The 26,072-nt window shown below is 71.0% G+C and carries 21 protein-coding genes; 12 read left to right on the plus strand and 9 right to left on the minus strand.

Features of this window, described 5'->3' with window-relative positions; genetic code table 11:
* Window positions 1-32 precede the first annotated feature (32 nt).
* Complete coding sequence (locus RBJ65_RS15615) at window positions 33-776, plus strand: hypothetical protein (protein ID WP_306323077.1); 744 nt, start codon at window positions 33-35, stop codon at window positions 774-776.
* Window positions 777-780: 4 nt separating this feature from the next.
* On the opposite strand, the gene RBJ65_RS15620 is transcribed toward RBJ65_RS15615, so the two are convergent.
* Window positions 781-1,365 carry a biotin transporter BioY gene (locus tag RBJ65_RS15620; RefSeq protein ID WP_306323078.1) on the minus strand — a complete coding sequence of 195 codons (585 nt, stop codon included), beginning with the start codon at window positions 1,363-1,365 and terminating at the stop codon, window positions 781-783.
* Window positions 1,366-1,645: 280 nt separating this feature from the next.
* On the opposite strand from RBJ65_RS15620, the gene RBJ65_RS15625 reads away from it, so the two are divergent.
* The 4 genes from RBJ65_RS15625 (at window position 1,646) to RBJ65_RS15640 (ending at window position 5,716) form a co-directional block, all read left to right on the plus strand.
* Window positions 1,646-3,001 (plus strand): amino acid permease, encoded by a 1,356-nt coding sequence (locus tag RBJ65_RS15625; protein WP_306323079.1) that lies wholly within the window; start codon window positions 1,646-1,648, stop codon window positions 2,999-3,001.
* A gap of 167 nt (window positions 3,002-3,168) precedes the next feature.
* Window positions 3,169-4,575 carry an amino acid permease gene (locus RBJ65_RS15630; RefSeq protein WP_306323080.1) on the plus strand — a complete coding sequence of 469 codons (1,407 nt, stop codon included), beginning with the start codon at window positions 3,169-3,171 and terminating at the stop codon, window positions 4,573-4,575.
* 154 nt (window positions 4,576-4,729) lie between these two features.
* On the plus strand, window positions 4,730-5,371 hold the full coding sequence (locus RBJ65_RS15635; protein ID WP_306323081.1) for a superoxide dismutase: 642 nt from the start codon (window positions 4,730-4,732) through the stop codon (window positions 5,369-5,371).
* Between the two features lie 135 nt (window positions 5,372-5,506).
* Window positions 5,507-5,716 carry a hypothetical protein gene (locus RBJ65_RS15640; RefSeq protein WP_306323082.1) on the plus strand — a complete coding sequence of 70 codons (210 nt, stop codon included), beginning with the start codon at window positions 5,507-5,509 and terminating at the stop codon, window positions 5,714-5,716.
* A gap of 1 nt (window position 5,717) precedes the next feature.
* Here the strand turns inward: RBJ65_RS15640 and RBJ65_RS15645 are convergent, their stop codons facing one another.
* Window positions 5,718-6,359: a DsbA family protein gene (locus tag RBJ65_RS15645; protein WP_306323083.1), complete on the minus strand. Its 642-nt coding sequence runs from the start codon at window positions 6,357-6,359 to the stop codon at window positions 5,718-5,720.
* 151 nt (window positions 6,360-6,510) lie between these two features.
* Between RBJ65_RS15645 and pepN the strand changes: the two genes are divergently transcribed.
* From pepN to RBJ65_RS15670, 5 genes are all read left to right on the plus strand, one after another.
* Entirely contained in the window at window positions 6,511-9,144 is a 2,634-nt protein-coding gene (gene pepN / locus RBJ65_RS15650) for an aminopeptidase N (protein ID WP_306323084.1), read from the plus strand.
* Window positions 9,145-9,505: 361 nt separating this feature from the next.
* Window positions 9,506-10,825 carry a hypothetical protein gene (locus RBJ65_RS15655; protein WP_306323085.1) on the plus strand — a complete coding sequence of 440 codons (1,320 nt, stop codon included), beginning with the start codon at window positions 9,506-9,508 and terminating at the stop codon, window positions 10,823-10,825.
* Window positions 10,826-10,937: 112 nt separating this feature from the next.
* The gene (locus RBJ65_RS15660; protein ID WP_372341432.1) at window positions 10,938-12,194 is read left to right on the plus strand and encodes an AAA family ATPase; all 1,257 of its coding nucleotides are present in this window, start codon (window positions 10,938-10,940) and stop codon (window positions 12,192-12,194) included.
* 116 nt (window positions 12,195-12,310) lie between these two features.
* Window positions 12,311-13,519 carry a VWA-like domain-containing protein gene (locus tag RBJ65_RS15665; protein WP_306323087.1) on the plus strand — a complete coding sequence of 403 codons (1,209 nt, stop codon included), beginning with the start codon at window positions 12,311-12,313 and terminating at the stop codon, window positions 13,517-13,519.
* Window positions 13,520-13,882: 363 nt separating this feature from the next.
* A complete protein-coding gene (locus tag RBJ65_RS15670) occupies window positions 13,883-14,953 on the plus strand; it encodes a hypothetical protein (protein WP_306323088.1) in 1,071 nt (356 codons plus the stop codon).
* A 25-nt stretch (window positions 14,954-14,978) separates the two neighbouring features.
* Here the strand turns inward: RBJ65_RS15670 and RBJ65_RS15675 are convergent, their stop codons facing one another.
* The 3 genes from RBJ65_RS15675 to RBJ65_RS15685 all read right to left on the minus strand — a co-directional run bounded on the left by RBJ65_RS15675 (window position 14,979) and on the right by RBJ65_RS15685 (window position 19,075).
* Window positions 14,979-16,148 carry a serine hydrolase gene (locus RBJ65_RS15675; RefSeq protein ID WP_306323089.1) on the minus strand — a complete coding sequence of 390 codons (1,170 nt, stop codon included), beginning with the start codon at window positions 16,146-16,148 and terminating at the stop codon, window positions 14,979-14,981.
* A gap of 127 nt (window positions 16,149-16,275) precedes the next feature.
* Window positions 16,276-18,087: a TIGR03767 family metallophosphoesterase gene (locus RBJ65_RS15680; protein WP_306323090.1), complete on the minus strand. Its 1,812-nt coding sequence runs from the start codon at window positions 18,085-18,087 to the stop codon at window positions 16,276-16,278.
* A gap of 511 nt (window positions 18,088-18,598) precedes the next feature.
* On the minus strand, window positions 18,599-19,075 hold the full coding sequence (locus tag RBJ65_RS15685; protein ID WP_306323091.1) for an NUDIX hydrolase: 477 nt from the start codon (window positions 19,073-19,075) through the stop codon (window positions 18,599-18,601).
* A 214-nt stretch (window positions 19,076-19,289) separates the two neighbouring features.
* Here RBJ65_RS15685 and RBJ65_RS15690 point away from each other — a divergent pair, with 214 nt between their 5' ends.
* A complete protein-coding gene (locus tag RBJ65_RS15690) occupies window positions 19,290-22,622 on the plus strand; it encodes a S8 family serine peptidase (protein WP_306323092.1) in 3,333 nt (1,110 codons plus the stop codon).
* Between the two features lie 255 nt (window positions 22,623-22,877).
* Here the strand turns inward: RBJ65_RS15690 and RBJ65_RS15695 are convergent, their stop codons facing one another.
* Both RBJ65_RS15695 and RBJ65_RS15700 read right to left on the minus strand, forming a co-directional pair.
* A complete protein-coding gene (locus tag RBJ65_RS15695) occupies window positions 22,878-23,549 on the minus strand; it encodes a hypothetical protein (protein WP_306323093.1) in 672 nt (223 codons plus the stop codon).
* A 1-nt stretch (window position 23,550) separates the two neighbouring features.
* A complete protein-coding gene (locus RBJ65_RS15700) occupies window positions 23,551-24,066 on the minus strand; it encodes a sigma-70 family RNA polymerase sigma factor (protein WP_306323094.1) in 516 nt (171 codons plus the stop codon).
* A 200-nt stretch (window positions 24,067-24,266) separates the two neighbouring features.
* On the opposite strand from RBJ65_RS15700, the gene RBJ65_RS15705 reads away from it, so the two are divergent.
* A complete protein-coding gene (locus RBJ65_RS15705; RefSeq protein ID WP_306323095.1) occupies window positions 24,267-25,292 on the plus strand; it encodes an aspartate-semialdehyde dehydrogenase in 1,026 nt (341 codons plus the stop codon).
* Between the two features lie 27 nt (window positions 25,293-25,319).
* Here RBJ65_RS15705 and RBJ65_RS15710 read toward each other — a convergent pair whose 3' ends face one another.
* The gene (locus tag RBJ65_RS15710; RefSeq protein WP_306323096.1) at window positions 25,320-25,505 is read right to left on the minus strand and encodes a hypothetical protein; all 186 of its coding nucleotides are present in this window, start codon (window positions 25,503-25,505) and stop codon (window positions 25,320-25,322) included.
* A gap of 40 nt (window positions 25,506-25,545) precedes the next feature.
* Window positions 25,546-26,049, minus strand: coding sequence for a DUF1203 domain-containing protein (locus tag RBJ65_RS15715; RefSeq protein WP_306323097.1), 504 nt, complete (start codon window positions 26,047-26,049; stop codon window positions 25,546-25,548).
* Between the last annotated feature and the right edge of the window lie 23 nt (window positions 26,050-26,072).

The following is a 26,072-nucleotide window of genomic DNA, read 5'->3' on the forward strand; positions in this document are numbered from 1 at the left end:
TTGAGGGAAAGCGAAAAACTAGGGGGACGAGCATGAGTGCACGACGTGGGCCGATGACCGCGGGGGCGGTGTGCGCGGCCGCCGTGACGGCGCTCGTGGTGCTGCCGGGCGCCGCGGCTTCGGACGACACACCAGGTCCGGCCAGCGGCGAGGGCGGCAAGGCGATGGCCGACGCGCCCTCGGGCGTCAAGCTGACCACGCTGCTGCCGAAGAAGATCTCGGCCGACACGAAGAGCGGGGAGACGGAGAATCTCGTCGCGAGCGTCAGCAATCAGGGGAGCAGGGGAAGCGGCCCGATCCAGTTGCTCGTCACGGGATTCGACGGGCTCGTGGTGAAGGATGTTCCGAACTGCACCGCGATACCGGAGAACAAGTTGCCGAAGGGGGCCAACAGCGGATTCTCCTGCCCCATAAACAACCTCGGGGCCGGAAAGACCCAGTCGTACAAGGTCGCCGCGACATTCGATCTCAAGAAGACGGGAAAAATCTGTCTGCCGGTGCGGAGCGCGGACGGGAAGAAGACGTTCTGGCAGCAGGGTCCGGTGCCGTTCGGCACGACGAGCCCTTCGCCGAACGCGCCCGTCACGCCGCTGCTGCTCGGCACGGAGAACAAGCCCGCGGCCCCGGCCGGGGACAAGGGGGGCGCGGAAGAGGAACTGCCGTCGACCGGCGTCCGTGACGACGTGCTGCCGCTCGGCGCGGTCGGCGCCGCGCTGATCGCGGCCGGCGGGGCGGGCCTGTGGTGGACCCGCCGCACCGGCTCCGCGGCGAACTGACCGCTTACTTGTCGGCGAGCTTCCAGGCGGTGGGCAGCGCGCCCATCGCCAGGGCCGCCTTGAGGACGTCGCCGAGCAGGAACGGCGTGAGGCCCGCGGCGATCGCGGCCGTGAGGCCCATGCCGGTGGACAGGGCCAGGTACGGGACGCCGACCGCGTAGACGATGGCCTCGCCGAGCAGGAACGTGCCGGCGGTGCGCAGCATCGAGCGGTCGGCGCCGCGGCGGGCGAGCGCGCCGACCGCGGCCGAGGCCAGCATCAGGCCGATGACGTAGCCGAACGAGGCCATCGCCATGCCCGAGCCGCCCTCCGCGAACCACGGCACGCCGGCCATGCCCGCGAGCGCGTACACGGCGAGCGCGAGGAAGCCGCGGCGGGCGCCGAGCGCGGTGCCGACGAGCAGCGCGGCGAAGGTCTGTCCGGTGACCGGCACCGGCGAGCCCGGCACCGGGATGGCGATCTGCGCGGCGATGCCGGTGAGGACGGCGCCGCCGATGACGAGCGCGATGTTCTTGGCGCGCGAGGCGGGGATGAGGTCGGCCAGGACCTTGCCCGGACGGGCGGTGACAGCAGCGGTGGCGGTGCTCATGGGGACTCCACATGTCGACGGGCAGGGTGGGACTCCGTGACGCTATCCCAGCGGCCTTGAGGCGATCACGGTCGCCGGTCGACAAAGGCCGGAGCACCGTGTTGGTGGGCTCTGAACAAATAACGGCAGGTACACCTCGTACAAGGTGATGCTCGTCACCGGCGCAGTCCGTTTTGCGCGGGAGGGTGCCCGACGGCGAGACTGTAGGTTCCCGCTAAACCCGCGCGTTCACCTCGCACCACCCGAGATCGGCCGAAGCCCCATGCCCCCCACGCCCCCCATGCACGACGAACCACTCTCCGCGGGGCTGAAGCAGCGCCACCTCACGATGCTCGGCCTCGGCGGGGTCATCGGCGCAGGGCTCTTCGTCGGTTCGGGCGCGGGGATCGCGGTCGCGGGGCCCGGCATCGTCGTCTCGTATCTGATCGCGGGCGCGCTCGCGATGTGCGTGATGCGGATGCTCGGCGAGATGTCGGCGGCCATGCCCGCCTCCGGTTCCTTCTCCGTGCACGCGGAGCGGGCGCTCGGCAAGTGGGCGGGGTTCAGCGTCGGGTGGCTGTACTGGTTCATGCTCGTGGTGGTGCTGGCCGTCGAGGCGACGGGTGCGGCGCAGATCGCGAACGGGTGGGTGCCGGGCGTTCCGCAGTGGGCGTGGGTGCTGCTGTTCATGGTCGTGTTCACCGTCGCCAACCTGTCGGCGGTGAAGAACTTCGGCGAGTTCGAGTTCTGGTTCGCGGCGCTGAAGGTCTTCGCGATCGTCGCGTTCCTGGTGCTGGGCGCGCTCGCGATCTTCGGCATCCTCCCGGACACGGACCCCGTCGGCCTCACCAACCTCACCGGCCACGGCGGCTTCCTGCCGAACGGCTGGGAGGGCGTCGTCTCCGGGGTCCTCGCGGTCGTCTTCGCGTTCGGCGGCCTGGAGGTCGTCACGATCGCGGCCGCCGAGTCCGAGGACCCGGCCCGCTCGGTGGCGCGCGCGGTGCGCAGCGCGGTGTACCGGATCCTGTTCTTCTACGTCGGGTCGATGCTGGTCATCGTCACCGTGCTGCCCTGGACGGAGCAGAAGGCGGGGATCAGCCCGTACGTCACCGTGCTCGACTCGATCGGCGTCCCGTCGGCGGCGCAGATCATGAACATCGTCGTCTTCGTGGCGCTGCTGTCGGCACTGAACGCCAATCTCTACGGCTCGTCCCGCATGATCTTCTCGCTCGCCGAGCGCGCGGAGGCGCCGAAGTCGCTGCTGAAGGTGAGCGGCGGCGGGGTGCCGCGCCGGGCGGTCCTGGCGTCGGTGGCCTTCGGGTTCGTCTCCGTACTCCTCAACCTGGAGTGGCCGGACACGATCTTCCTCTACATGCTCAACTCGGTCGGCGCGGTGCTGCTGTTCGTGTGGGCGCTGATCGCGATCTCGCAGCTGCGGCTGCGGCGCCGTATCGAGCAGGAGGCCCCGGAGCGGCTCGTGTTGCGGATGTGGCTGTTCCCGTGGCTGACCTGGGCGGCGATCGCCGCGATGGTCGCGGTCTTCGGCCTGATGCTGACCGACGACACGGCGCGGCCGCAGTTGCTGTGGTCGACCGGGGCGACGCTGCTGGTCCTCGCGGTCGCGGGGGTACGGGAGTTGCGCGCGCGGCGTGCCTGAGCGGTGCCCGGACGTTCACCGAACGTCGACGTGATCATCGCGGCGTGTGAGCGTCGTGTCCGTATACCGGAAAGATCTTCCCTCTGAGCGGGCTCTCCACCCAGACTGTGGCAGTTTTACGCACCGTTTACGTCAGCACCGTCACCGCTACTGAACAGGGCACACCCATGTCTGGGAACTCAGCGCAGTCCACAGCAGAGAGCGTGGACGAGCAGGCGCCGGCCGAGCCGTCGCTGTCGCACGGCCTCAAGCAGCGACACCTTTCCATGATCGCGCTGGGCGGCGTGATCGGCGCGGGCCTCTTCGTGGGCTCCGGCACCGCGATCGCCGCGGCGGGCCCGTCGATCATCCTCGCGTACGCGATATCCGGCGCGCTCGTCATGCTCGTGATGCGGATGCTGGGCGAGATGGCGGCCGCGTACCCGGCCTCCGGCTCCTTCTCCGTGCACGCGGAGCGCGGCATCGGCCCGTGGGCCGGGTTCACGGCCGGCTGGTCGTTCTGGTTCCTGCTCTGCGTGGCCGTCGGCCTGGAGGGCATCGGCGCGGCGCAGATCACGCACGGCTGGGTGCCGGGGGTTCCGGAGTGGGCGTGGGTGGCCCTCTTCATGCTGCTTTTCACCGTCACGAACCTGTCGGCGGTGAAGAACTTCGGTGAGTTCGAGTTCTGGTTCGCCGCCCTCAAGGTCGGCGCGATCGTGATCTTCCTCGTCATCTGCGTGCTCGCGATCCTCGGCGTGCTGCCGGACGTCGACGCGCCTGGCATGTCCAACCTCACCGGCCACGGCGGCTTCATGCCGAACGGCACGGAGGGCCTGATCGTCGGCCTCCTCGCCTCGGTCTTCGCGTACGGCGGCCTGGAGACGGTGACGATCGCCGCGGCCGAGTCCGAGCACCCGGTCCAGGGCGTCGCGAAGGCGGTCCGCACCGCGATGTGGCGCATCGCGCTCTTCTACGTCGGGTCCATGGCGGTCGTCGTGGTCCTGCTGCCGTGGACGGCGAAGGAGATCCCGAGCAAGGGTCCGTACGTCGCCACGCTCGACTACCTGGGCGTGCCCGCGGCCGGCCAGATCATGAACGTCGTCATCCTCATCGCGCTCCTGTCCGCCATGAACGCCAACATCTACGGCGCGTCCCGCATGTCCAGTTCGCTGGTCGCGCGCGGCCAGGGCCCGAAGGTGATCGGCAAGGTCACGAACGGGGTGCCGCGCGTCGCCGTCCTGATGTCGGCGGTCTTCGGCTTCGTCTGCGTGCTGCTCAGCTACTGGCGCCCGGACGACGTGTTCGCGTGGCTGCTCAACACCGTCGGCGCGATCATCCTCGTCGTCTGGTTCTTCGTCGCCGTCTCGCAGTTGGCGCTGCGCCGCAAGCTGGAGCGGGAGGCGCCGGAGAAGCTGGTCGTGAAGATGTGGGCGTACCCGTACCTGACGATCCTCGCGCTCGTCGGCATGGCCGTCGTCTTCGTCCTCATGGCGCGCGAGCACGACACCCGGATCCAGCTGTACTTCTCGGGCGGCCTGGCGATCATCCTCGCGATCGTCGGCTACGCACGGCAGAAGATGGCCGAGAAGCGGTAGCGGTGACGTAGCCGTACCGCGCTCAACGCACAGGGCCCCCGGACCACTTGGTCCGGGGGCCCTTTCGTATGCCCACTTCATCGCGCCCGCCCTTCTGCTGTTAGCCTGCACTTGCAATGGAGTTGCAATAAGCAGTCGGAGGGCACGGAGAGACATGGCCACGTACACGCTTCCTGAGCTTCCGTACGACTACGCGGCGCTTGAGCCGGTCATCAACCCGCAGATCATCGAGCTGCACCACGACAAGCACCACGCGGCGTACGTGAAGGGCGCGAACGACACCCTGGAGCAGCTGGCCGAGGCGCGCGACAAGGAGCAGTGGGGCTCCATCAACGGCCTGGAGAAGAACCTCGCCTTTCACCTCTCCGGCCACATCCTGCACAGCATCTACTGGCACAACATGACCGGCGACGGCGGCGGCGAGCCGCTCGCGGCGGACGGCGTGGGCGAGCTCGCGGACGCGATCAAGGAGGCCTTCGGCTCCTTCGCCGGCTTCAAGGCCCAGCTGACGAAGGCCGCCGCCACCACGCAGGGCTCCGGCTGGGGCGTCCTCGCGTACGAGCCGGTGAGCGGGCGGCTCATCGTCGAGCAGATCTACGACCACCAGGGCAACGTCGGCCAGGGCTCCACCCCGATCCTCGTCTTCGACGCGTGGGAGCACGCCTTCTACCTGCAGTACAAGAACCAGAAGGTCGACTTCATCGAGGCGATGTGGCGGGTCGTCAACTGGCAGGACGTGGCCAAGCGGTACGCGGCCGCGAAGGAGCGGGCGTACAACCTGCTGCTGGTGCCGTAACCGGCACGTGATGCGTCCCGCCTCGTGATCGTCTTCTCAACCTTCGCGTCGGCGGGCGGAAAAGAGACAGGCCCCCGTGAGGACGTGACTCACGGGGGCCTGTCGGTATCGGGGGTTCCGGTGGAACGTACACGCATGGCGACTTCCCGGTACTGCCCCAACTGTCATGAGATGCAGGACTTCCGGCGCGTCAACGCGAAGGAGAAGTCCTATCTGCAGACGCTCATGACCTCGGCCGAAGCGAACGGCTTCTGGCGATGCAGGGGCGCGGGCGGACACTGCCTGTGGGTGCAGCCCCACCTCAATCAGGACAAGGGCCGCACCCTGCCCCTGAGCTTCATCTAGCTCAGTCGAAGATCGGGCCCACCGTCCTCGTGCGCTTGATCTCGTAGAAGCCCGGGACCGAGGCGACCATGAGCGTGCCGTCCCAGAGCTTCGCGGCCTCCTCGCCCTTGGGGGCCGGGGTGACGACCGGGCCGAAGAAGGCGATCTGCTCGCCGTCGGCGCCCGGCACCGCGATGACCGGCGTGCCGACGTCCTGGCCGACCTTGTCGATGCCCTCCTTGTGGGAGGCGCGCAGCTCGGCCTCGTACTTCGTGCCGTCCCAGTTCTCCATCAGGGACGCCGGGAGGCCGACCTCCTCCAGGGCGCCGGCGACGGCCTCCTTCGTGGGGCCCTCGCCGCGGTTGTGGATACGGGTGCCGAGCGCGGTGTAGAGGTCGCCGAGCACCTCCGCGCCGTGCTCCTCCTGCGCGGCGATGACGACGCGGACCGGGCCCCAGGCCTGGGTCTTCATCATCTCCTGGTACTCCTCAGGCAGCTCTTCGAGCCGCGGCTCGTTGAGCACCGCGAGGCTCATCAGGTGCCAGCGGACCTTGATGTCGCGGACCTTCTCGACCTCCAGCACCCAGCGCGACGTCATCCAGGCCCAGGGGCACAGGGGGTCGAACCAGAAGTCGACGGGGGTCTTCTCGTCCGTAGCGGACATGGCTCTCCTTGGAAATCACCGGGTGGTCTCGACTGCCGCAACGCGGCCCGCGCCGACTCCATTCCCCGATGTCGGCGGTCACGGCCGCGTGCGAGGATCGTAGGCGTCTGAACAGCCAGATCTGAACGTCACGTCACGAAGGAGTGCCGCCGTGCCCGGTGAGAATCTGTCCCGCGACGAGGCCCGCGAGCGGGCGGGTCTGCTGTCCGTCGACGGGTACGAGGTGGCGCTCGACCTGCGCTCCGCGGTCGGCGACTTCGCCGGCGAGGGGCCGCGCACCTTCCGGTCCGTGACCACGATCCGGTTCCGGTCGAACGAGGCGGGAGCGGGGACGTTCGTCGACCTCGTCGCGCCGTCCGTCACCGCCGTGTCGCTGAACGGCGAGGACCTCGACCCGGCGGCCGTGTTCGACGGCTCCCGCATTCAGCTGGAGAACCTCGCGGAGGACAACGAACTGGTCGTCGACGCCCAGTGCGCCTACTCCCGCACCGGCGAGGGCATGCACCGCTTCGTCGACCCCGAGGACGGCGAGGTGTACCTGTACACGCAGTACGAGCCCGCCGACTCGCGCCGCGTGTTCGCCAACTTCGAGCAGCCGGACCTCAAGGCGCCGTACCGGTTCAGCGTGCGGGCCCCCGAGGGGTGGACGGTGTGGTCGAACGGCAATGAGATGGGGCGCGAAGCTCGTCGGAAGGGTGGCGGTGGGAGACGGGCGGGAGAACTCGTCGACGGCGTATGGCAGTTCGCGGAGACGAAGCCCATCTCGACGTACATCACGGCCGTCGTCGCCGGTCCGTACCACTACGTGACGGACACGTACGAGCGGGCCTTCGCGGACGGCTCGAAGCTCGTGATCCCGCTGGGCGCCATGTGCCGCAAGGGGCTCGCCCCGTACTTCGACTCCGACGACGTCTTCGAAGTGACCAAGCAGGGCCTGGACTTCTTCCACGACCACTTCGACTACCCGTACCCCTTCGGGAAGTACGACCAGGCCTTCGTGCCCGAGTACAACCTCGGCGCCATGGAGAACCCCGGAATGGTCACCTTCCGCGAGGAGTTCATCTTCCGCGGCAAGGTCACGCAGGCGTCCTACGAGCGGCGCGCGAACGTGATCCTGCACGAGATGGCCCACATGTGGTTCGGCGACCTCGTCACCATGCGCTGGTGGGACGACCTGTGGCTGAAGGAGTCCTTCGCGGACTTCATGGGGACGTTCTCGATGGTCGAGGCGACGCGGTTCACGGACGGCTGGATCACCTTCGCCAACAACCGGAAGTCGTGGGCGTACCGCGCCGACCAGCTGCCGAGCACGCACCCGATCACGGCTGACATCCGGGATCTTGAGGATGCCAAGCTGAATTTCGATGGCATTACGTACGCCAAGGGCGCCTCGGTGCTGAAGCAGTTGGTGGCGTACGTCGGGCGGGACGCGTTCTTGGAGGGTGCGCGGCGGTACTTCAAGCGGCACGCGTACGGGAACACCGAACTCGGCGATCTGCTGTCGGCGCTTGAGGAGACGAGCGGGCGCGACCTGGCGACGTGGTCGCGGTCCTGGCTGCAGACGGCCGGGGTCAACTCGCTTTCCCCGCAGGTCACTTTGAGCGGTGAAGGGCGGATCACGGAGCTGGCCGTGGTGCAGGAGGCGGCCGAGTCGCACCCCGAACTGCGTCCGCACCGGGTCGCCGTGGGCCTGTACCGGCGGGCGGCCGGGGGCGCGATCGAGCGGTACGCGCGGGCCGAGGTGGACGTCGACGGGGCGCGGACGGTGGTGGCGGAGCTGGCCGGGGCCGAGGCGCCCGAGCTGGTGATCGTGAACGACGACGACCTCACGTACTGCAAGATCCGCTTCGACGAGGGTTCGCTGGCGACGCTGCGCGAGCGCCTCGGCGATGTGAGCGACCCGCTGGCGCGGGCGCTGTGCTGGTCGGCGCTGTGGAACGCGACGCGGGACGCGCTGATGCCGGCGCGGGACTTCATCGACCTGGTGCTGCGGTTCGCGGGCCGCGAGTCCGACATCGGCGTGCTCCAGATGCTGCACGCGTGGGCGCGTTCCGCGCTCGTGCACTACGCGGCGCCCGAGTGGCGCGAGGAGGGCGGGCGGCTGCTCGCCGAGGGAGCGCTCAAGGAGCTGCGGCTCGCGGAGCCGGGGAGCCAGCACCAGTTGACGTGGGCGCGGTTCTTCGGCGCGGTCGCGTCGAGGGAAGCCGATCTGCAGTTGTTGAGCGGGCTGTTGGAGGTGTCCGGCGGCGCGAAGATCGACGGCCTTGAGGTCGACCAGGAGCTGCGGTGGGCGTTCCTGGAGACGCTCGCGACGTACGGGGTCGCCGACGAGGCGGCGCTGGCCGCGGAGTTGGCCCGCGACGACACCGCCTCCGGCAAGCGGCACCAGGTGCGGTGCCTCGCGGCGCGGCCGTCGGAGGCCGTGAAGGCGCAGGCGTGGGCGCAGGTCGTGGAGTCGGACGCGCTCAGCAACGCGCTGGTGGAGGCCACGATTTCGGGGTTCCAGCAGCCGTCGCAGCGGGAGCTCACGGCTCGGTACGCGTCGAAGTACTTCGACGTGATCGAGCGGGTGTGGAGCGAGCGGTCGATTCAGATCGGGATGGATGTGGTGCGGGGGCTGTTCCCGTCGTTGCAGGATTCGGCGGAGACGTTGGCCGCGACGGATGAGTGGGTTGCCTCGCACGGGGGCGCGGCGCCTGCGTTGCGGCGGTTGGTGGTTGAGGCGCGGGACGATTTGGCGCGGTCCCTGCGGGGGCAGGCCTGCGACGGGGCGGCGGGTCGGTAGCCCGGGGTTCGGCCGCTGTTCGTGTTGCGCGGCGACGGGGTTTCGGGGCTCTGCCCCGGACCCCGCTGCTCAATCGCCGCAGGGGCTTGATTTGACCCGCTGCGACGACGCCACGAGGGCTTGGTTTGGCCCGCCGCGCCGTCGCCACGAGGGCTTGGTTTGGCCTGCTGCGACGACGCCACGAGGGCTTGGTTTGGCCTGCTGCGACGACGCCACGAGGGCTTGGTTTGGTCCGCTGCGCAGTGGCCGCAGGGGCTTGATCTACCCGAGGCTTGGTTGGTGGGTGTGTGTTTATGATGGGTGCGATGATGAATTTCTCCTGTTGTGGATTGGGGGACTCGTTCGCGCAAGGTGAGTGCTGATGGCACTTCGCTTCGTGAACGGAGTTCCGGACCGTCTTTCGATGTGGCGGCGCGTACGTGCGTACGCCGTGCCACCGTCCATGATCGAGACCTGCGCCGCGCGCCGTGCCGTCGGCGACTGGGCCGGGGCCTGTGCCGCCGCCCGCGTCGACGTCGATCTCGATCTGTCCGCCGTGCGACATCGGCACGGCACCTTCCTTGTTGACCGGCTCCGCGCGGATCTGCGGAGTCTCTCGCCCGATCTGTTGCGTTGGCACATGCCCCGGGTCGCCCCGGACGGGCTGCTGCGGCCGGGGCTGACGGTGTGTCTGGTCCGGTACGGGGACCTGCGGTTGGTGGTGCGGACGCCGCCGGCGCGGGCCGGTGGCGGGCAGCGGATGTCGTTGGCGCTGTGGGAGGGCGGGCCCGCGGAGCGGCATCCGCATCCGCATCCGCATCCGCGTCCCGGGCGGCGGTTCCGGCTCGATCTGCATCGGCATCTGTGGGACGCCGGGCGCAGCGGCGAACTCGCGGCGCGGGCCGATGCCGGGTGGGCCGCGGAGGCGGAGCGGTTGCTGCGGGCCGAGGGGCGGGGGCCGCGTGGGGCCTTCGTCGTGCGGCTCGGGGCCCGCGAGCGCGTCGTCCGTGAACTGTTCGGCCCCGATGACAGTCACGTCCCGGCCTGTCGGCCCGTGTCCCGGACGCCTCCGTCGCGGGAGGCCCTCTCGGCGTTGCCGCTGCTGCCGGATGCAGCGGTCCGTGTGCCGCCGGACCTGGAACTGTTGCGGGCCGGACTCGTCACGCCCGGGGAGCTGCATCCGCTCGTCGGCGCGGCGCTGGCCCCCGGGGGCTCCCCGGAGCGGTGTGTACCCGACTCCGTCGATCCGCACCTCGTTCCGTGCCGGGGCGAGACCCATCGGATCGCGCTGCGCGACGGGGTCCTGACCGCCGTCGACCACGACCCGGAGCAACTGCGGCGCGAGGCGCTGCTGGTGGCGCTCGGCGGCCCGGGGCTGCCGTGCCTGCGGGCCATCGACGAGGTGCACCACAGCCCAGAGGCGCTGCCCGCCGTGCGCGAGCGGCTGCTGCACGGGGACGCCGTCGGGGCGCTCCACGTACTTGAGGGGCTGCTCGGGACCCGGGCGGTGCTGCGCGAAGGGCCGCTCAGGGAGGAACTGCGGTCGGCGGCGGAACGCCGTGTCGGCCATGGGCTCTACCGGGCGCTCCTGGACGACGTACCGCCGCACTTCGCCGATCCTGCCGCGTGGCGCAACAAGCGGAACCGGCGTGACCGGATTCGGACGCGGCCGCGTGACGCCCTCCTGACGGCGACCGTCTGACGGCGACCGTCTGACGGGTGCTGTCCCGCCGCCTCGTCGACGGTTCCTGAACTTCCTTGTGTGCGGGCCAAGTCGGGCCGCGCGCTCCCTTCGACCACTCCAGGTGATGACCATGAACTCGGTTTCTTCCCGTCCTCAACTCGATGTCGCCGACAGCCTGTTGGGGCTGTTGCGGACCACTTCCTGCGAGCCCCGTCCCGACGAACAGCTGGAGGCGCTCACCCTCGCCGTCGCCGCCGATCTGCCGGTGCTGCTGTGGGGCGAGCCCGGGATCGGCAAGACCGCGGTGCTGACCCGGCTCGCCGAGTCGCTCGGGCTGCCGTTGACCACGGTGATCGCCAGCGTTCACGAGCCGTCGGACTTCGCGGGGCTGCCCATCGTGGGCGACGACCCCGCCGTACAGGGGGTGCCGATGGCGCCGCCGCAGTGGGCGGTCGAGCTGGTGCGGGCCGGGCGCGGGCTGCTCTTCCTCGACGAACTGTCCACCGCCACCCCCGCCGTGCAGGCCGCGCTGCTGCGGGTGGTGCTTGAGCGGCGGGTCGGCGCGCTTCAACTCCCGCCGGGCGTACGGATCGTGGCCGCCGCCAACCCTCGCGCGTCGGCGGCGGACGGGTGGGAGCTGAGCCCGCCGCTCGCCAACCGGTTCGTGCATCTGCGGTGGGTGCACGACCGCGAGGTGGTGGTGCGGGGGCTCGGTGGGGTGTGGCCGAGGGCCGAACTACCCGTGATCGAACCGGAGTTGTTGGGCGGGGCGGTGGAGTTCGCGCGGCGTGCGGTGTGCGGGTTCCTGGAGGCCAGGCCGAAGCTGATCCACCAGCTGCCGAGCAGCGAGACGCGGCGCGGCGGCGCGTGGCCGTCGCCGCGCAGTTGGGAGACGGCGTTGACGCTGCTGGCCTTCGCGACGGCGGCGTCCGTCTCCCGTGACGTACTCGCGCTGCTCGTGCGGGGCGCGGTGGGCGACGGCCCGGGGCTCGAACTCCTCGCCCACCTGGACCGGATGGAGCTGCCGGACCCGGAGTCGCTGCTCGCCGATCCGGCCGCCGCGGAGCTGCCCGTACGGGGTGACCTGCGGCAGGCCACGCTGGACGCGGTGGTGGCCGCCGTCGGGGCTCGGCCCGGGCGGGAGCGCTGGGAGGCGGCCTGGGGCGTGCTCGTCCGCGCGCTGGAGACCGGCGGCGCGCCCGACCTGCTGGTCTCCCCCGCGTCGGCGCTCGCCGGGCTGCGGCGCGACGAGTGGGAGGTGCCGGAGGCGGTGGAGCGGCTCGCGGGGGTCGTCGATCTTTCGGGGCGCGCCGAGCGGTCGGTGGCGCGGGTCGCCGAGGCGGGGGTCGCTGGGGCGGGGACCGCTGGGGCGGGGGTGGGTCGATGACGCGGGGTGAGGCGGTGCCGGTGCCGCGGCCTCCGGCCGCTCGGCCTGTTCCTCGTCCCGCACCTCGTCCGCTTCCGCAGTCCGCGGCAGCCCGTCGGGGCGAAATCCCTCTGGACATGGACAAGTTGCTCGCCGCGCGGCTGCACGCCGTAAAGGTACGGCCCTATCTCGCGGCGGCGCTGTTCGCCCTGCACGTCGTGGCGGACCGGGCGGTGCCGACGATGGCCGTGGACCCGTACTGGCGCTGCTACGTCTCCCCCGGCTTCGTCGCCCGTACGCCCGTCGAGGAGCTGGCCGGGGTGTGGGTGCACGAGGTGTCGCATCTGCTGCGGGACCACCACGGCCGGGGCGAGCGGTACGCCCACCAGCACGGGGAGCACGGGCCCGGCGAGCGGCTGCGGCGCAACATCGCCGCCGACTTCGAGATCAACGACGACATCTACGGGGACGGGCTGACGCTGCCCTCGGGCGCCGTACTGCCCTCGCTGCTGCGGTTGCCCGACGGGCTGCTGATGGAGGAGTACCTGCGTACGTCGTCGATGTCGGGCCTCGCCTCCGCCGAGCTCGCCTGGCTGGACTGCGGCAGCGGAGCCGACGGGCACGCCCGGCCGTGGGAGCTGGGCCCCGAAGGCGCGCACGGGCTGACCCGGCAGCAGCGGGACGCGGTGCGGTTCCGGGTCGCGGAGGGGATCAAGGGGCGGCCGGGTTCGGCGCCCGAGGGGTGGCGCCGGTGGGCTGAGGAGGCGTTCCATCCGCCGCAGCCGTGGCGGGAGTTGCTGGGGGCGGCGGTCCGGTCGGCGGCGAGTGCGCCCGGGGTCGGCGAGAACCACAGCTACCGGCGGCCCTCCCGGCGCTCGGCGAGCCTGCCCCGGGTCGTGCTGCCGAGTCTGCGGCGGGATCCGCCGCGGGTGTGTGTCGTGATCGACACGTCGGGGTCGGTGAGCGATGCCGAGTTGGGCGGTGCGCTGCTCGAAGTGGCGGCGATCGCGCGGGCCGTGGGCGGGCGGCGCGATCTGGTCTCCGTCGTGTCCTGCGATGCGGCGGCCGGGGTTGCCGTGCCGCTGTGCCGGGCCGAGAGCCTGGAGCTGGTCGGGGGTGGTGGCACGGATCTGCGGTCCGGGTTCGCGGGGGCGGTGCGCGGGGCGCGGCGGCCGGATGTGATCGTTGCGCTGACGGACGGTCAGACGCCGTGGCCGTCCGAGCGGCCGCCCTGCCGGGTCGTGGTCGGGTTGTTTCCGCGGGTCGCCGGGGCGGTGGACGAGGATGATCCGGACTATGTGGCGGAGGGGCCGCCTCCGTGGGCGCGGGTCGTTGCACTGGGCTGAGCCGGGGCGGGTCGGGGCGGGTCGGGTCGGGTCGGGTCGGGTCGGGTCGGGTCGGGTCGCCGTGAGTGTTGCGCGGCGACGGGGTTTCGGTTTCGGGGCTCTGCCCCGGACCCCGCTGCTCAATCGCCGCAGGGGCTCAAATATGCGGGCTCAATCGGCGCAGGGCTTGATGGGTCGGCTCGGTCGGCGCAGGAATCAAGGGCCAGGGGTGTTACCGAACTCTGGCGGGCGGGGCCGTAACCCGGGGTTCGCCTGGGCTTTTCGGCAGATGGGGTGGGCAGCTTTAGGGCAGGGATGTCCGGGTTTGCATACGGGGGTGTAACAGCGGTTAGAGGGGGTTCGTGGGGCGGGAATGGCGGGGGCATGAACCACGACACCACCCCCGCCCCGTTGTCCCCCCGCCCCCTGCGTCACCTCATCGAGAACCAGCGGCGCCTCATGAGCGCCGCGCAGCTGAAGGCGCACGGTGTGGGCGCCGCCGCCGTGCAGGAGCAGTGCCGGGCCGGTGGGCCCTGGCAGCAGCTGTTGCCCGGTGTGTATCTGTTGCACCCCGGCCCGCCCACCAGCGAGGAGCGGCTGCACGCCGTGCTGCTGTATGCCGGGCGGGCGCCCGAACGGCGGCGGGGGCCCGTGGAGGGGGTTCCCGCGCAGCCCACCGCGCCCGGCGCCGCCGCGTACGCCGACGCCATGGTCACCGGCCTCGCCGCCCTCACCCTGCACGGCTTCGCCTCCACTCCCCCGCTGACCTCGCTCGACCACGTCGACGTGCTCGTGCCTCGGACTCGGCGGCTGCGGTCGAGCGGGTTCGCGCGGCTGATCAGGAGCACCGGGCTGCCGACTCCCGTACAGGTCACGGGAGTTCCCGTCGCACCCGTGCCGCGCGCCATCGCCGACGCGGTCGCCCAGCTGTCCGACGCGGGCGCCGTACGGCGGCTGCTCACCGAGGCCGTACGGGGCGGGCACTGTGAACCAGCGGCTGTCGTACGGGAGTTGACGCAGGCACGGCTGCTGACCCGGCCGCATGTCGTCGACGCCGTCGACTCGCTGCTCGCGGAGGGGCGGACCATCGCCGAGGACCGGCTGTACGCGATGGTGCGCGAGCACGCGCTGCCGGATCCGGTGTGGAACGTGGATCTGCGGCTGCCGGGCGGCCCGCACCTCGGGGGCGTCGACGCGTTCTGGCCCGATCACTCGGTCGCGGTCGAGCTCGACACCCGGGCGCCGCGTCCGGGCCTTCGGCAGGACGACGACGCGCTCTGGAGCGAGTACGCCCGCAAGCGCGATCACCTGGAGCGGCTCGGGATCACCGTCGTACACATCACGCCGAAGAAGCTGCGGGAGTCGCTGGAGCAGCAGGCGGCCGTGGTGCGGACGGCGTTGATGGCCGCCGGGGACCGGGACCCGGCGGCGTATGTCGTCGTCCTGCCGCGGTGACCGTGATCGCCGACGGCCGCCGCGGTCACTTCTCGCAGAATTCCGCCAGTGCCACCTTCGCCGGGTCGCCCGACCAGTCGCCGTTGAAGTTGAAGGCGAGCGAGTGGCCGCCGTCGGAGGTGGTCAGGGCCAGCGTCGCGGAGCCGTGGATGCCGCCGCTGTGACCCCAGACCGTTTTTCCGCAGGGCAGGTCCTCGCGGATCAGGGCGAGGCCGTAGTGGGCGGTGGGAGCGCCGGGGCCGGTGGGGACCGTCGTCTTCATCTCCTTCAGCTGGCGCTTTGGGAGCAGTTCGCCGCCGAGGAGTGCGCTGTAGAAGGTGTTCAGGTCCTTCGAGTCGGAGACGAGTTCGCCGGCGGCGCCCGCGGCCGACGGGTTCAGTTCGGTGACGTCGAGCGGCTTTCCGCTGCCGTCCTCCGTGAGCTTGGAGTACGCGCGGGAGGCCGGGAGCGGCACCGTGGGATCGGTGCCGGGCAGGGACGTCCCCGTCAGGTGGAGGGGGCCGATGACGCGGTCGCGGATCTCGTCGGCGTAGGAGCGGCCCGTGACCCGCTCGACGACCAGGCCCGCGAGGATGTAGTTGGTGTTGGAGTAGGACCACTTCGTGCCGGGGGCGAAGTCGGGCTTGTGGCGCAGCGCGACCCGGACCAGTCGGGCCGGGGTCCAGGTGTCGTAGCGGTGCTTCAGGAAGCCGTCCTTCAGGAAGAACGTCCGCTGGAAGTCGGTGTCGTCCGTGTAGTTGAAGACGCCGCTGGTGTGGTTGAGGAGGCGGCGGAGGCTGATCCTCGTGCCGTCGTTTCCGTTGCCGGACACCAGGCCCGGCAGCCAGCGGTCGACGGTGTCGTCGAGATCGAGTTTCCCCTCGGCCTCCAGTTGGAGCAGGACCGTGGCGACGAACGTCTTGGTGAGGGAGCCGGCCCGGTAGTGGTCGTGGACGCCGCGCCGGCCTGCCGTGCCGGTCCAGGTCCGGCCGCCGACCACGGCCTGCGCCGTGGCGCCGGGGACGCCGGAACGCACCTCGGCGTCGAGCGCCCGCTGGGTGGCCCGGTGGCCGTGTCCGTGGCCGCGGCCGTCGGCCCCGGATTCGGATTCGGGCGCCGCCACCGCGGGGGCGGTGGCGGTGGCGAGTATCCCGGCTGCGACCGTCGTGATGGCGAGCACCGTCGTCGCCCCCGGCCTGATCCTGCGCTGCGGCATGCCGTCTCCTCACATGGTGCCTGTCCTGTCCTGTCCTGCCCTGTCCTGCCCTGTCCTGCCCTGTCGGCCGGAGGGACCTTGGAGGCCGCTGCGGGGGTTGCTCGGGGTGGGGCCGGTTGAGCAGGATTCAGCCCTTTTGGAGGACGAGTTCGGTGTTGCGGTCGCCCGGGGCGCCGGAGAGCGTGGCGCGCGAGCCAGGGGCGTTGAAGGAGAGTTCGCGGTAGAGGGCTGCCAGGCCGGTCTGGGTGAGGTCCGCGAAGTCGGTGCGGTGCGGGGCCGAGGACTCGATGAGGGTGGTGAAGACGGAGAGCGTGCCGTCGTGGTTGTCGGCGATCTCGATGACGCGGGCGAGCTGCGGGAAGTCGACGTGGGAGGCCGTGGAGATCTCCCAGAATCCGGTACCGGCGCCGTCCTCGCCCGGGTGCGGGGTGATGTCGTTCTTGTGGCTGTGTCCGTTCACCCAGGCGAGGACGGGGCGGTGGGCCGCGAGCAGGGCGGTCAGCTCCTCGCCGCCGTGGCGGTGTTCGCCGGGGCGGGTGGGGTCCTCGCGGAGGTTGCGCATGGTCTTGGAGGTGTGGTGGGAGAAGACGATGACGTGGTCGCCGCGATGGTCTGCCTTCTTCAACTGGTCGGTCAGCCAGTCGAGTTGGGTGGTCCCGATCGAGCCCTCGTAGTGGCCTGCCGGATCGGTCGTGTCGAGGCTGATGCCGAGGACGTCGTCGGAGACCCGGAAGGCGTAGTACTGGGTGGCGGTCGCGAGGTTGGCCTGGGTGTAGCCGTGACCGATGGGGCCGGGGCCGGTGTGGCCGGGGTCGAGGTGGGCGGCGATGTACTCGGCCGGGGTGAAGGGGGCGCGCGACGCGTCGGGGGTGACGTGGCGCATCTTGCGTGTGTGGGAGCGGAGCAGCTCCTTGAACGCCTTGCCCTTCGGGTCGCCGCCGCCTTGCACGTTGTCCCAGATCGCCTTGCCGGTGGCGGTGTCGAGGTCCATCAACTTGCGTCCGCCTACGGCGAATTCGGCGAAGTACGGGTCGGCGGGCGCGTAGCAGCCGCCGGGGAGGGAGTCGTGGTTGCCGACGGTGGAGTACCAGGGGAGGTTGAGGCCGGGGCTGCGGAGTTCGGAGATCGCGGCGTCGAGGAAACCGGGGATGCGGGGGAAGTGGTGCTCGCGTTTGTCGGTGTCGCGGAGGGCGGCGTCCGGGTGCCAGTACAGAGGGATGTCGCTGTTCTGGACGCCCTCGTAGTGGCGGGGGTCGCCGGTGTTCGGGCGGATGCGGCCGCCGCTCATCGCCTTGAGGAACCAGTCGAGTTCGGAGCGGGCGTTGTTGTCGGTGTTGTCGCCCGTCGTCATCACGAAGTGGAGGGGCGAGGCGGTGACGGGGGCGCCGCGCAGGGCGTTGACGCGCTCGACGAGGGCGACGGCGCCGGCGACGCTGAGCGCCTCCTGCGGGCGCCAGGCGCTGGCGGTCTGGGACCTCAGGTACTCGTAGCGCAGGGGGTGTTGTACGTCGACCAGGTGCAGGTCGGTGAACTGGACGAACGCGGCGAGCGCGGTGCGTTTGGCCTCGCGGCGGGGGTGGGCCGGGGCGAGTTCGGTGCGGACGGCGCGGGTCCAGGCGGGGCCGTCGCCGAGGCGGCGGTAGCCGGGGCCGGTGGCGGTCGCGGCCGCTATGGAGGCGAGGGTGGTGCCACGGGTGTAGGGGGCGAGGGGGGCGGCGGGGGCCTTGCGGGAGTTCGCGTGGACCGGGGCGGTGGCCGGGTGGGCGGCGGCGCGGGTTTCGCCGGCGGGGCCGAGGGCGTAGCCGATGCCGGCGGAGAGGGTGACCGCGGTGGTGGCGGTCAGGAGTGCGCGGCGGTCGATCTCTGTGGTGGCCTTCGCGGTTGCCTTTGCGGCGGCCTTTGCGGCGGCGGTGGTGGTGACAGAGCGTATGCGCGGCATGGCGCGGTCTCCCCGAGTGCGGACGCGTCGATCGGTCACGGTCGGGCCGGTCCGGCTCTGCTCGGCCGAACCGGCCCTCCGTACGGGATCGTTGGCAGTGGGGATGACCTGTGCGTGAACGGCGACGCAACGGGTAGCGCCGATCGCGGTACGTCGATCATGGCGGGGGCGGGCGGGGGCCGCGATGTCACACGGGGGTGCGCCGGGGGCGCCTCGGCGGTCACTCCGTGTTCATCTTTCGGGGAACGGGGGGGCCTGCCGGGACCGGGTCCTCTGTTGCGCGGCACCGTGCGCCGCCTTGCCCACCCTGCCGTCCAAGGCGGCAGATTGCCCAAGGCGGTTGCGGCACCCCATCGGACCGACGCCCCCGGAGGGGGCGGGTGGGTGGGAGATGGCCGGAGGCCAACGGCCTGTTCAGCGGCGGGCGGGCAAATCGAGCCCCTGCGGCGATTGAGCAGCGGGGGCCGGGGCGGAGCCCCGTGGCGTGGGGACGGTGCCGGGGAAGAGGGGGTCAGGCGGCCGGAGGGTGGGGGACGCGGCCTGGGGGGATGTGGCCGTCCGTGGGGCGGGCACGCCACAGGTGCATGCCTACGTCGACCAGTTCGACGCGCGGCAGGTCCTGGACCGCGTCGAGGTCGTGCCACGCCGCCATGTCCGTCGAGCCGTTCTCCTCGTGGCGGAGGGCGCCGCCGGTGATGTCACCTTCGTAGACGAGGCGCAGACCGTGGAAGTCGGCGACCTTGCCCAGCTTGCGCGGATAGCGCCGCAGCACCGAGTGGACCCCGAGGAGCGCGACCGGGTCGACGACGTACCCCGTCTCCTCGTCGACCTCCCGGATCACCGTCGCGTACGGGTCCTCCCCGTGATCCATCCCCCCACCCGGCAGGGTCCACCGTTTGCTTCCGTCCCCCGCGACCCAGCGGGCGAGCAACACCTGCCCCTCCCGGACGCACACGGCGTAGGCCGCCACCCTGAGCTCTTTGTTCATCCCCTGACGCTAGAGGTATCCGCGCTCTTGTGCAGGGCTTACGCGCCTTGCCGGTCCCGTCACGTTTTGGGCGGCGTGACGCATGGCGGAAGTACGCCATGCCCACATCGTGACTCGGGCAACTCTCCCCAAACCGAGGTCACTTGCGTAAAGCTGAGCGGTCATCCGGCACCGAAATCCGGATTCCTTTCACCATTTACGTACAGGGATGCTGATGACCAACGATCCCCAGCGCGCGCCGATATCCGGAGCGAGACGCGCGGCCCGGCTCGCGGCGGCCGCCGCCGTCGTGGCCGCGCTCACCGCCACCGCCGGGCCGCTCCCGATGGCCCTCGCCGCCGACACCGACCCGGCCCCGACCCCGGCCGCCACCGTGAAGTCCGCGAGCGACAAGCTCGGCGCGCAGGACGCCGAACTGCTCGCGAAGGCCCAGGCCGAGGGCAAGAAGAACGTGACCATGATGGTCGCGACGGCCCCCGGGAAGACCGAGCAGGTCGCCGACCAGTTCGACGCCGTCAAGGGCGGCTCCGTGGGCCGCACCTACGACAAGCTCGGCTACGTACGGGCGACGGTCCCGACCAAGAGCGCCGAGGCCGCCATCAAGGCCGCCGAGAAGCTCGACTCGGTGCACGCCATCGACCTGCGCCAGGAGATCGCCCTCGACGACCCGACGCCGGCCGCGGACACCACCAAGGACGCGGACCGCGCGGCCACCGGCTCGTACAGCGGCCCCGGCAAGGACACGCCCGCCAAGAACCCGTACAACCCGTCCTTCGAGACGGGCGCCGTCGACTTCGTGAAGCAGCACCCGAAGGCGGACGGCCGCGGCACCACCATCGGCATCCTCGACTCCGGCGTCGACCTCGGCCACCCGGCGCTGCAGAAGACCACGACGGGCGAGCGCAAGATCGTCGACTGGGTCACCGCGACCGACCCGATCGTCGACGGGGACGCCACCTGGCGGCCGATGACCACGCAGGTGACCGGTCCGACGTTCACGTACAACGGCCGTACGTACAAGGCGGGTTCGGGCTCGTACGGGATCAGCACCTTCGCCGAGTCCGTCACCGCGGGCGGCGACGCGAAGGGCGACGCGAACCGGGACGGCGACACCACCGACAAGTGGGGCGTCCTGTACGACGCGGCGAAGGGCACGGTGACCGTCGACCTCAACGACAACGCCGACTTCACCGACGACACCCCGATGAAGCCGTACAAGGACGGCTACCAGGTCGGGTACTTCGGCAAGGACGACCCGTCGACCGATGTCGTCGAGCGGCAGCCGTTCGTGGTCGAGGTCCGCAAGGACGTGCCCATGGACCCGTACGGCGGTGACTGGGTCGGCAAGAAGGCCGACTTCGTCAACATCGGCGTCATCGAGTCCGAGCACGGCACGCACGTCGCGGGCATCACCGCCGCCAACTCGCTGTTCGGCAACAAGAACATGAACGGCGCCGCGCCCGGCGCCAAGCTGGTCTCCTCGCGGGCCTGCACGTGGACCGGCGGCTGCACGAACGTCGCGCTGACCGAGGGCATGGCCGACCTCGTGACGAAGCGCGGCGTCGACATCGTGAACATGTCGATCGGCGGGCTTCCGGCGCTGAACGACGGCGACAACGCGCGCGCCGAGCTCTACACGCGCCTCATCGACGAGTACGGCGTGCAGCTCGTCATCTCGGCGGGCAACTCCGGCCCCGGCGCCAACACCATCGGCGACCCGGGGCTCGCCGACAAGGTGCTGTCCGTCGGCGCGTCCATCTCGAAGGACACTTGGGCCGCCAACTACGGCTCCGCCGTCGAGAAGCCGTACGCGATGATGCCGTTCTCCTCGCGCGGCCCGCGCGAGGACGGCGGCTTCGCGCCGGTCATCTCGGCGCCCGGCGCCGCGATCAACAGCACGCAGACCTGGCTGCCGGGTTCGCCGGTCGCCGAGGCGGGTTACTCGCTGCCGGCCGGTTACTCGATGCTTCAGGGCACCTCGATGGCCTCGCCGCAGGCGGCGGGCGCGAGCGCGCTGCTGATCTCGGCGGCCAAGCAGAAGAAGGTGGACCTGTCCCCCGCGAAGCTGCGCACCGCGCTCACCTCGACCGCCAAGCACATCAGCGGTGAGCAGGCGTACGCGGAGGGCTCCGGCCTCATCGACATCGTCGACGCGTGGGACGCGATCGAGGACGGCGCGGCCAAGGCGGGCGCGCACACGTACACGGTAAAGGCGCCCGTCGACACCGCCCTCGAACAGGAGTTGAGGACGCCGGGCTTCGGCACGGGCCTCTACGACCGCGAGGGCGGCCTCAAGGCCGGGCAGAAGAAGACGTACGACGTCACGATCACGCGTACGTCGGGTTCGTCGAAGCCGGTGGCGCACCGGGTGTCGCTGAAGAACAACTCGGGTGACACGTTCGACGTGGTCGGGTCCGGGCTCGTCTTCCTGCCGCTGAACAAGCCGGTGACGGTGAAGGTGCAGGCCAAGCCGTCCGCGGCGGGGCTGCGGAGCGCGATCCTGCGCGTCGACGACCCGAAGACGGAGGGCGTCGACCAGCAGATCATGACGACGGTCGTCGTCTCGTCGCCGGTCAAGTACACGTACCAGGCGAAGAGTTCGGTGCAGCGCAACAGCGTGAAGTCGTACTTCCTGACGGTGCCGGAGGGGGCCACGTCCCTTGAGGTGCGGATGAGCGGGCTCGCGGACAAGAGCCAGACCCGGTTCATCTCCATCCACCCGTACGGCGTTCCGGTCGACCCGACGTCGACGCCGAACTGCTACCCGAACTACGGGGACGGTACGGGGGCCGGGTGCCGTCCGGACCTGCGTTCGTACGCCGATCCGCAGGCCGGTGTGTGGGAGGTGGAGGTCGAGTCGCGTCGTACGTCGCCGCTGCTCGACAACCCGTACACGCTCGACGTCGCCGTGCTCGGTGTCGCCTTCGACCCGGCGGTGCAGACGCTTCCCGAGGCGAAGGTGGGCACGCCCACCGCCGTGTCCTGGGACGTGAAGAACAACTTCGCGGCCATCAACGGCGGGAAGCTGCAGGGCGGTTCGCTCGGTTCGTCGAAGTCGGCGCGGCCGACGATCGCGGACGGCGCCAGGCAGACGTCGACGGTCGACGTGCCCGAGGGCGCGGAGCGGCTCGACGTGTCCATCGGCAAGGTCTCCGACCCGGCGGCCGATCTCGACCTCACGGTCTACGACGCGGCGGGCAAGGTCGTCGGGTCCTCGGCCGACGGGGACTCCGAGGAGGCGGTGAGCGTCGCGAAGCCGGCCGCCGGTACGTACACGGTGAGGGTGGACGGGTACGCGGTGCCGTCCGGGTCGACGGCGTACGACTACGTCGATGTCTTCGTCGCGCCGTCGCTCGGTGCGGTGAAGGTCGACGGGTCGAAGGCGGTGTCGATGGCGAGTGGGGCGTCGGCGTCTGTTGGCGCGGAGGTTGTCGCGGGGGCCGCGGCGCCGGAGGGGCGGGAGTTCTTCGGTGAGGTGCGGTTGGTGAATGAGCGGGGGGTTGTTGCGGGGGTCGGTCGCGTGAACCTGGAGAAGGTCACGCCATAGCCTCCGGCGGTACGTGAGTGGGGGGCGGTCACCTGCGGGTGACCGCCCCTCCCGGCGTTACGGCCTCGGGGCTCCGCCCCGGACCCCGCTGCTCAAGCGCCGCAGGGGCTAGAAAAGATCGGGGCTCCGCCCCGGACCCCGCGCCTCAAACGCCGGCGGGGCTGGAAAGAAACGCCGCAGGGGCTGGAAAGATCGGGGCCCCGCGCCTCAAGCGCCGGCGGGGCTGGAGAAGGCTCAAACGGCGTAGAGGGTTGATCAGCGCGGGAGCGTGCACTTCAGGTCTCGCGCGCCCGGCAGTGCCCGCAGGATGTCCTTGCGGGCGTCGCCGACGCCCCAGCCGGTTTCCCAGTCCTGGCGGTCCTCGGGGTGCACCGGGGTGCGGATCAGGGTGTACGTGCCGGGCTTGAGGTCCTGGCGGGCGAGGCCGTCGAGGGTCACGGCGAAGGTGGGGTGTTCGCGGGCCGAGCGTTCGGGGCGGTAGTAGCGCTTGACCTTGAGGACGACGCGTACGTCACCGTCGTCGCGCGCCGTGACGCTGATCACGCGCCCCTCCACCAGCACCCGCGAACAGGCGATGTGCATCTCCGGCGAGTAGCCGGTCTGCCCGCCGCTGTCCTTCGCCGCGGACTTGTCGGACGCGCCCAGGTCCCCGCTGTCCCCGGGCGCGGTCACCCCGAGCCACACCAACCCCGCGAAGAGCGAGGCGACGCAGGCCGCGACCAGGCCCCCGAACGCGAGTCGCAGCGGACGTCGGCGCCGCACCGGCACCGGTTCCCGGTCCGGGCGGGACGCCAGCGCGTCGCCGAGGCCCCGTACCTGGTCCCGCAGGAGCGCGACGTCGGCCGCCAGCTCCGCCGCCCGCGCGTCGTCGTCCGGCAGCGGTTCCCCGGTCACCGCCAGCATCAGCAGCCGGTCCTCGGGCTCCATGTCACACCACCTCCCCTTCGCGCAGCCGCACCCGCAGCATCCGCACCGCCGTGTGCAGGCGGCTCTTCACGGTGCCCTCGGGAACGCCCAGTTCCGCCGCGATGTCGCGGACCGGCAGATCCGCGTAGAAGCGGAGGACCACCACCTGACGCTGCTCGTCCGGGAGCTGGTCGAGGCCCTGGGCCACCGCCATCGAAAGGACACGGGTGTCGGCGGCGTCCCGCGCGTCCTCCTGGCGCAGCGCGGCGAGCCGTTCGCCGAGGCGTTCCTGGCGGCGGCGGGCGCGGTGCCAGTCCATGGCGAGGTTGGAGGCGACGACCGCCGCCCAGGCGGAGACGTCGCGGGGCGCGTCCTCGCCCTTCGCGGCCCGTTCGAGCAGCCGCAGCCGCACTTGCTGCACGCCGTCCGGCAGGTCCGCGTACGGCACCCCGCCCAGCGACAGCACGGCGCGCACCCGGTCCTCGACGGCCGCGTCCAGGGGGTCGTCCGGCCGACCCCTCGGTTTTCTGCGCAGCACTCGGCGCCTCCCCTCCCCGCGTACGCCCTACGACGCCGTGGGGGCCCGAAACGTTCACGCGAAACTGTGGCCAGCGCCATACCGTCCCGGACCACGGACAATGGATTGGACAAGCGGGTCCTGGACAGACGCATCATGGACACATCCCGTCAGGCCGGATGGCCGCTTGCACGAGTTGCACGAAAATCACGGAGGACCCTGTGAAGGTCGGAATCGTCGGAGCCACCGGTCAGGTCGGCACGGTCATGCGCAAGATCCTTGTCGAGCGGGCCTTCCCGATCGACGAGCTGCGCCTGTTCGCGTCGGCCCGCAGCGCGGGCAAGGTGCTTGACGGGGTGACGATCGAGGACGCGTCGACGGCCGACTACAGCGGCCTGGACATTGTTCTCTTCTCCGCCGGCGGCGCCACGTCCAAGGCGCTCGCCGAGAAGGTCGCCGCGCAGGGCCCGGTCGTCATCGACAACTCCTCGGCCTGGCGCAAGGACCCCGAGGTTCCGCTCGTCGTCTCCGAGGTCAACCCGCACGCCATCGCGAACCGCCCCAAGGGCATCATCGCGAACCCGAACTGCACGACGATGGCCGCGATGCCGGTACTTAAGCCGCTGCACGCGGAGGCGGGACTCGAAGCCCTGACCGTCGCCACGTACCAGGCGGTCTCCGGCTCCGGCCTGGCCGGTGTCGCCGAGCTGCACGGCCAGGCGCAGAAGGTCGTCGCCGAGGCCGACAAGCTGACGCACGACGGCGGGGCGGTCGACTTCCCGGAGCCGGACGTGTACGCGCGCCCCATCGCGTTCAACGTGCTGCCCATGGCCGGCTCGGTCGTCGACGACGGCCTGAACGAGACGGACGAGGAGCAGAAGCTCCGCAACGAGTCCCGCAAGATCCTGGAGATCCCGGACCTGAAGGTCTCCGGCACGTGCGTGCGCGTTCCCGTCTTCTCCGGGCACTCCCTCCAGGTGAACGCCCGTTTCGCCCGCCCGATCTCCCCGGCCCGCGCCACGGAGCTGCTCGCGAAGGCGGAGGGCGTCGAGCTCTCCGACATCCCGACCCCGCTCCAGGCGGCCGGCAAGGACCCGTCGTACGTGGGCCGCATCCGTAACGACGAGACCGTCGACAACGGCCGGGGCCTCGCCCTCTTCCTCTCCAACGACAACCTCCGCAAGGGCGCCGCGCTGAACGCGGTGCAGATCGCGGAGCTGGTGGCGAAGGAGCTGTCCGCCAAGTAGGTCTTCGCGTTGTTGCTGTGGGGGTGGTCACCGTTCTGGGTGCCCGCCCCCTTCGCGTACGTCGTGGGGGCGCGCCGTGTGTGCCCGCAGAAGCTCGACAGCGCGTCGCAGCGCGTCGGACCGCGATGCGAGTCCGTTGGACGCCACGTACGCGTCGATGAACGCGATGTCGTCCTCGGGCAGATCCAGATCCAGATCCAGGTTGATCTCCATGGAGGCGAGCCTGGCAGGCCGCACGGACGGAAGCAGCCGGTCAGGGACGCCGCACCGCAAAGTGGTAACACCCGTACTCCAGCGCCCTGACGTGCACAAGCACCACCCGCGGGTCCGCGAACGCCTCGTCGAAGGCGGTGCCGAAGGCCGATGTGCCGTCGGCCGGGATCTCCAGAAGTGCGCCGCCGACGATGTGCCCGCGGGCGTCGTAGCGGCGGACGGTGCGGCGGGCACCGGCGCGGTCGAAGGGGTAGCGGTCGCCGGGGACGTAGCCGCCGCAGTCCTCAACGTGAATGAAGACCGGGCCCTGCTCGTCGTACGCGCCCGGGGTCGCACCCGTCTGTGCCGCCCAGCGGCGCAGGGGAGCGTACGAGACGAGGGCGATGCGCTCGCCCTCCGCGGCGGGGCGCAGGCAGCAGCGGAGCGGGGAGCCGACCGCGTCGCCGGTCGCGGTGAACGGGCGCGGGGCCCGGCCCGCGTCGTCGGTGTCGCGAAGTTCCTTGAGGGCGGCCTGGTCGATGGGGTGTGCGAGGTACCTGGTCATGGGTCCAGAGTCGCTCCGCGCGG

The organism is Streptomyces sp. KL109B (assembly GCF_030766935.1).
GTDB lineage: Bacteria > Actinomycetota > Actinomycetes > Streptomycetales > Streptomycetaceae > Streptomyces.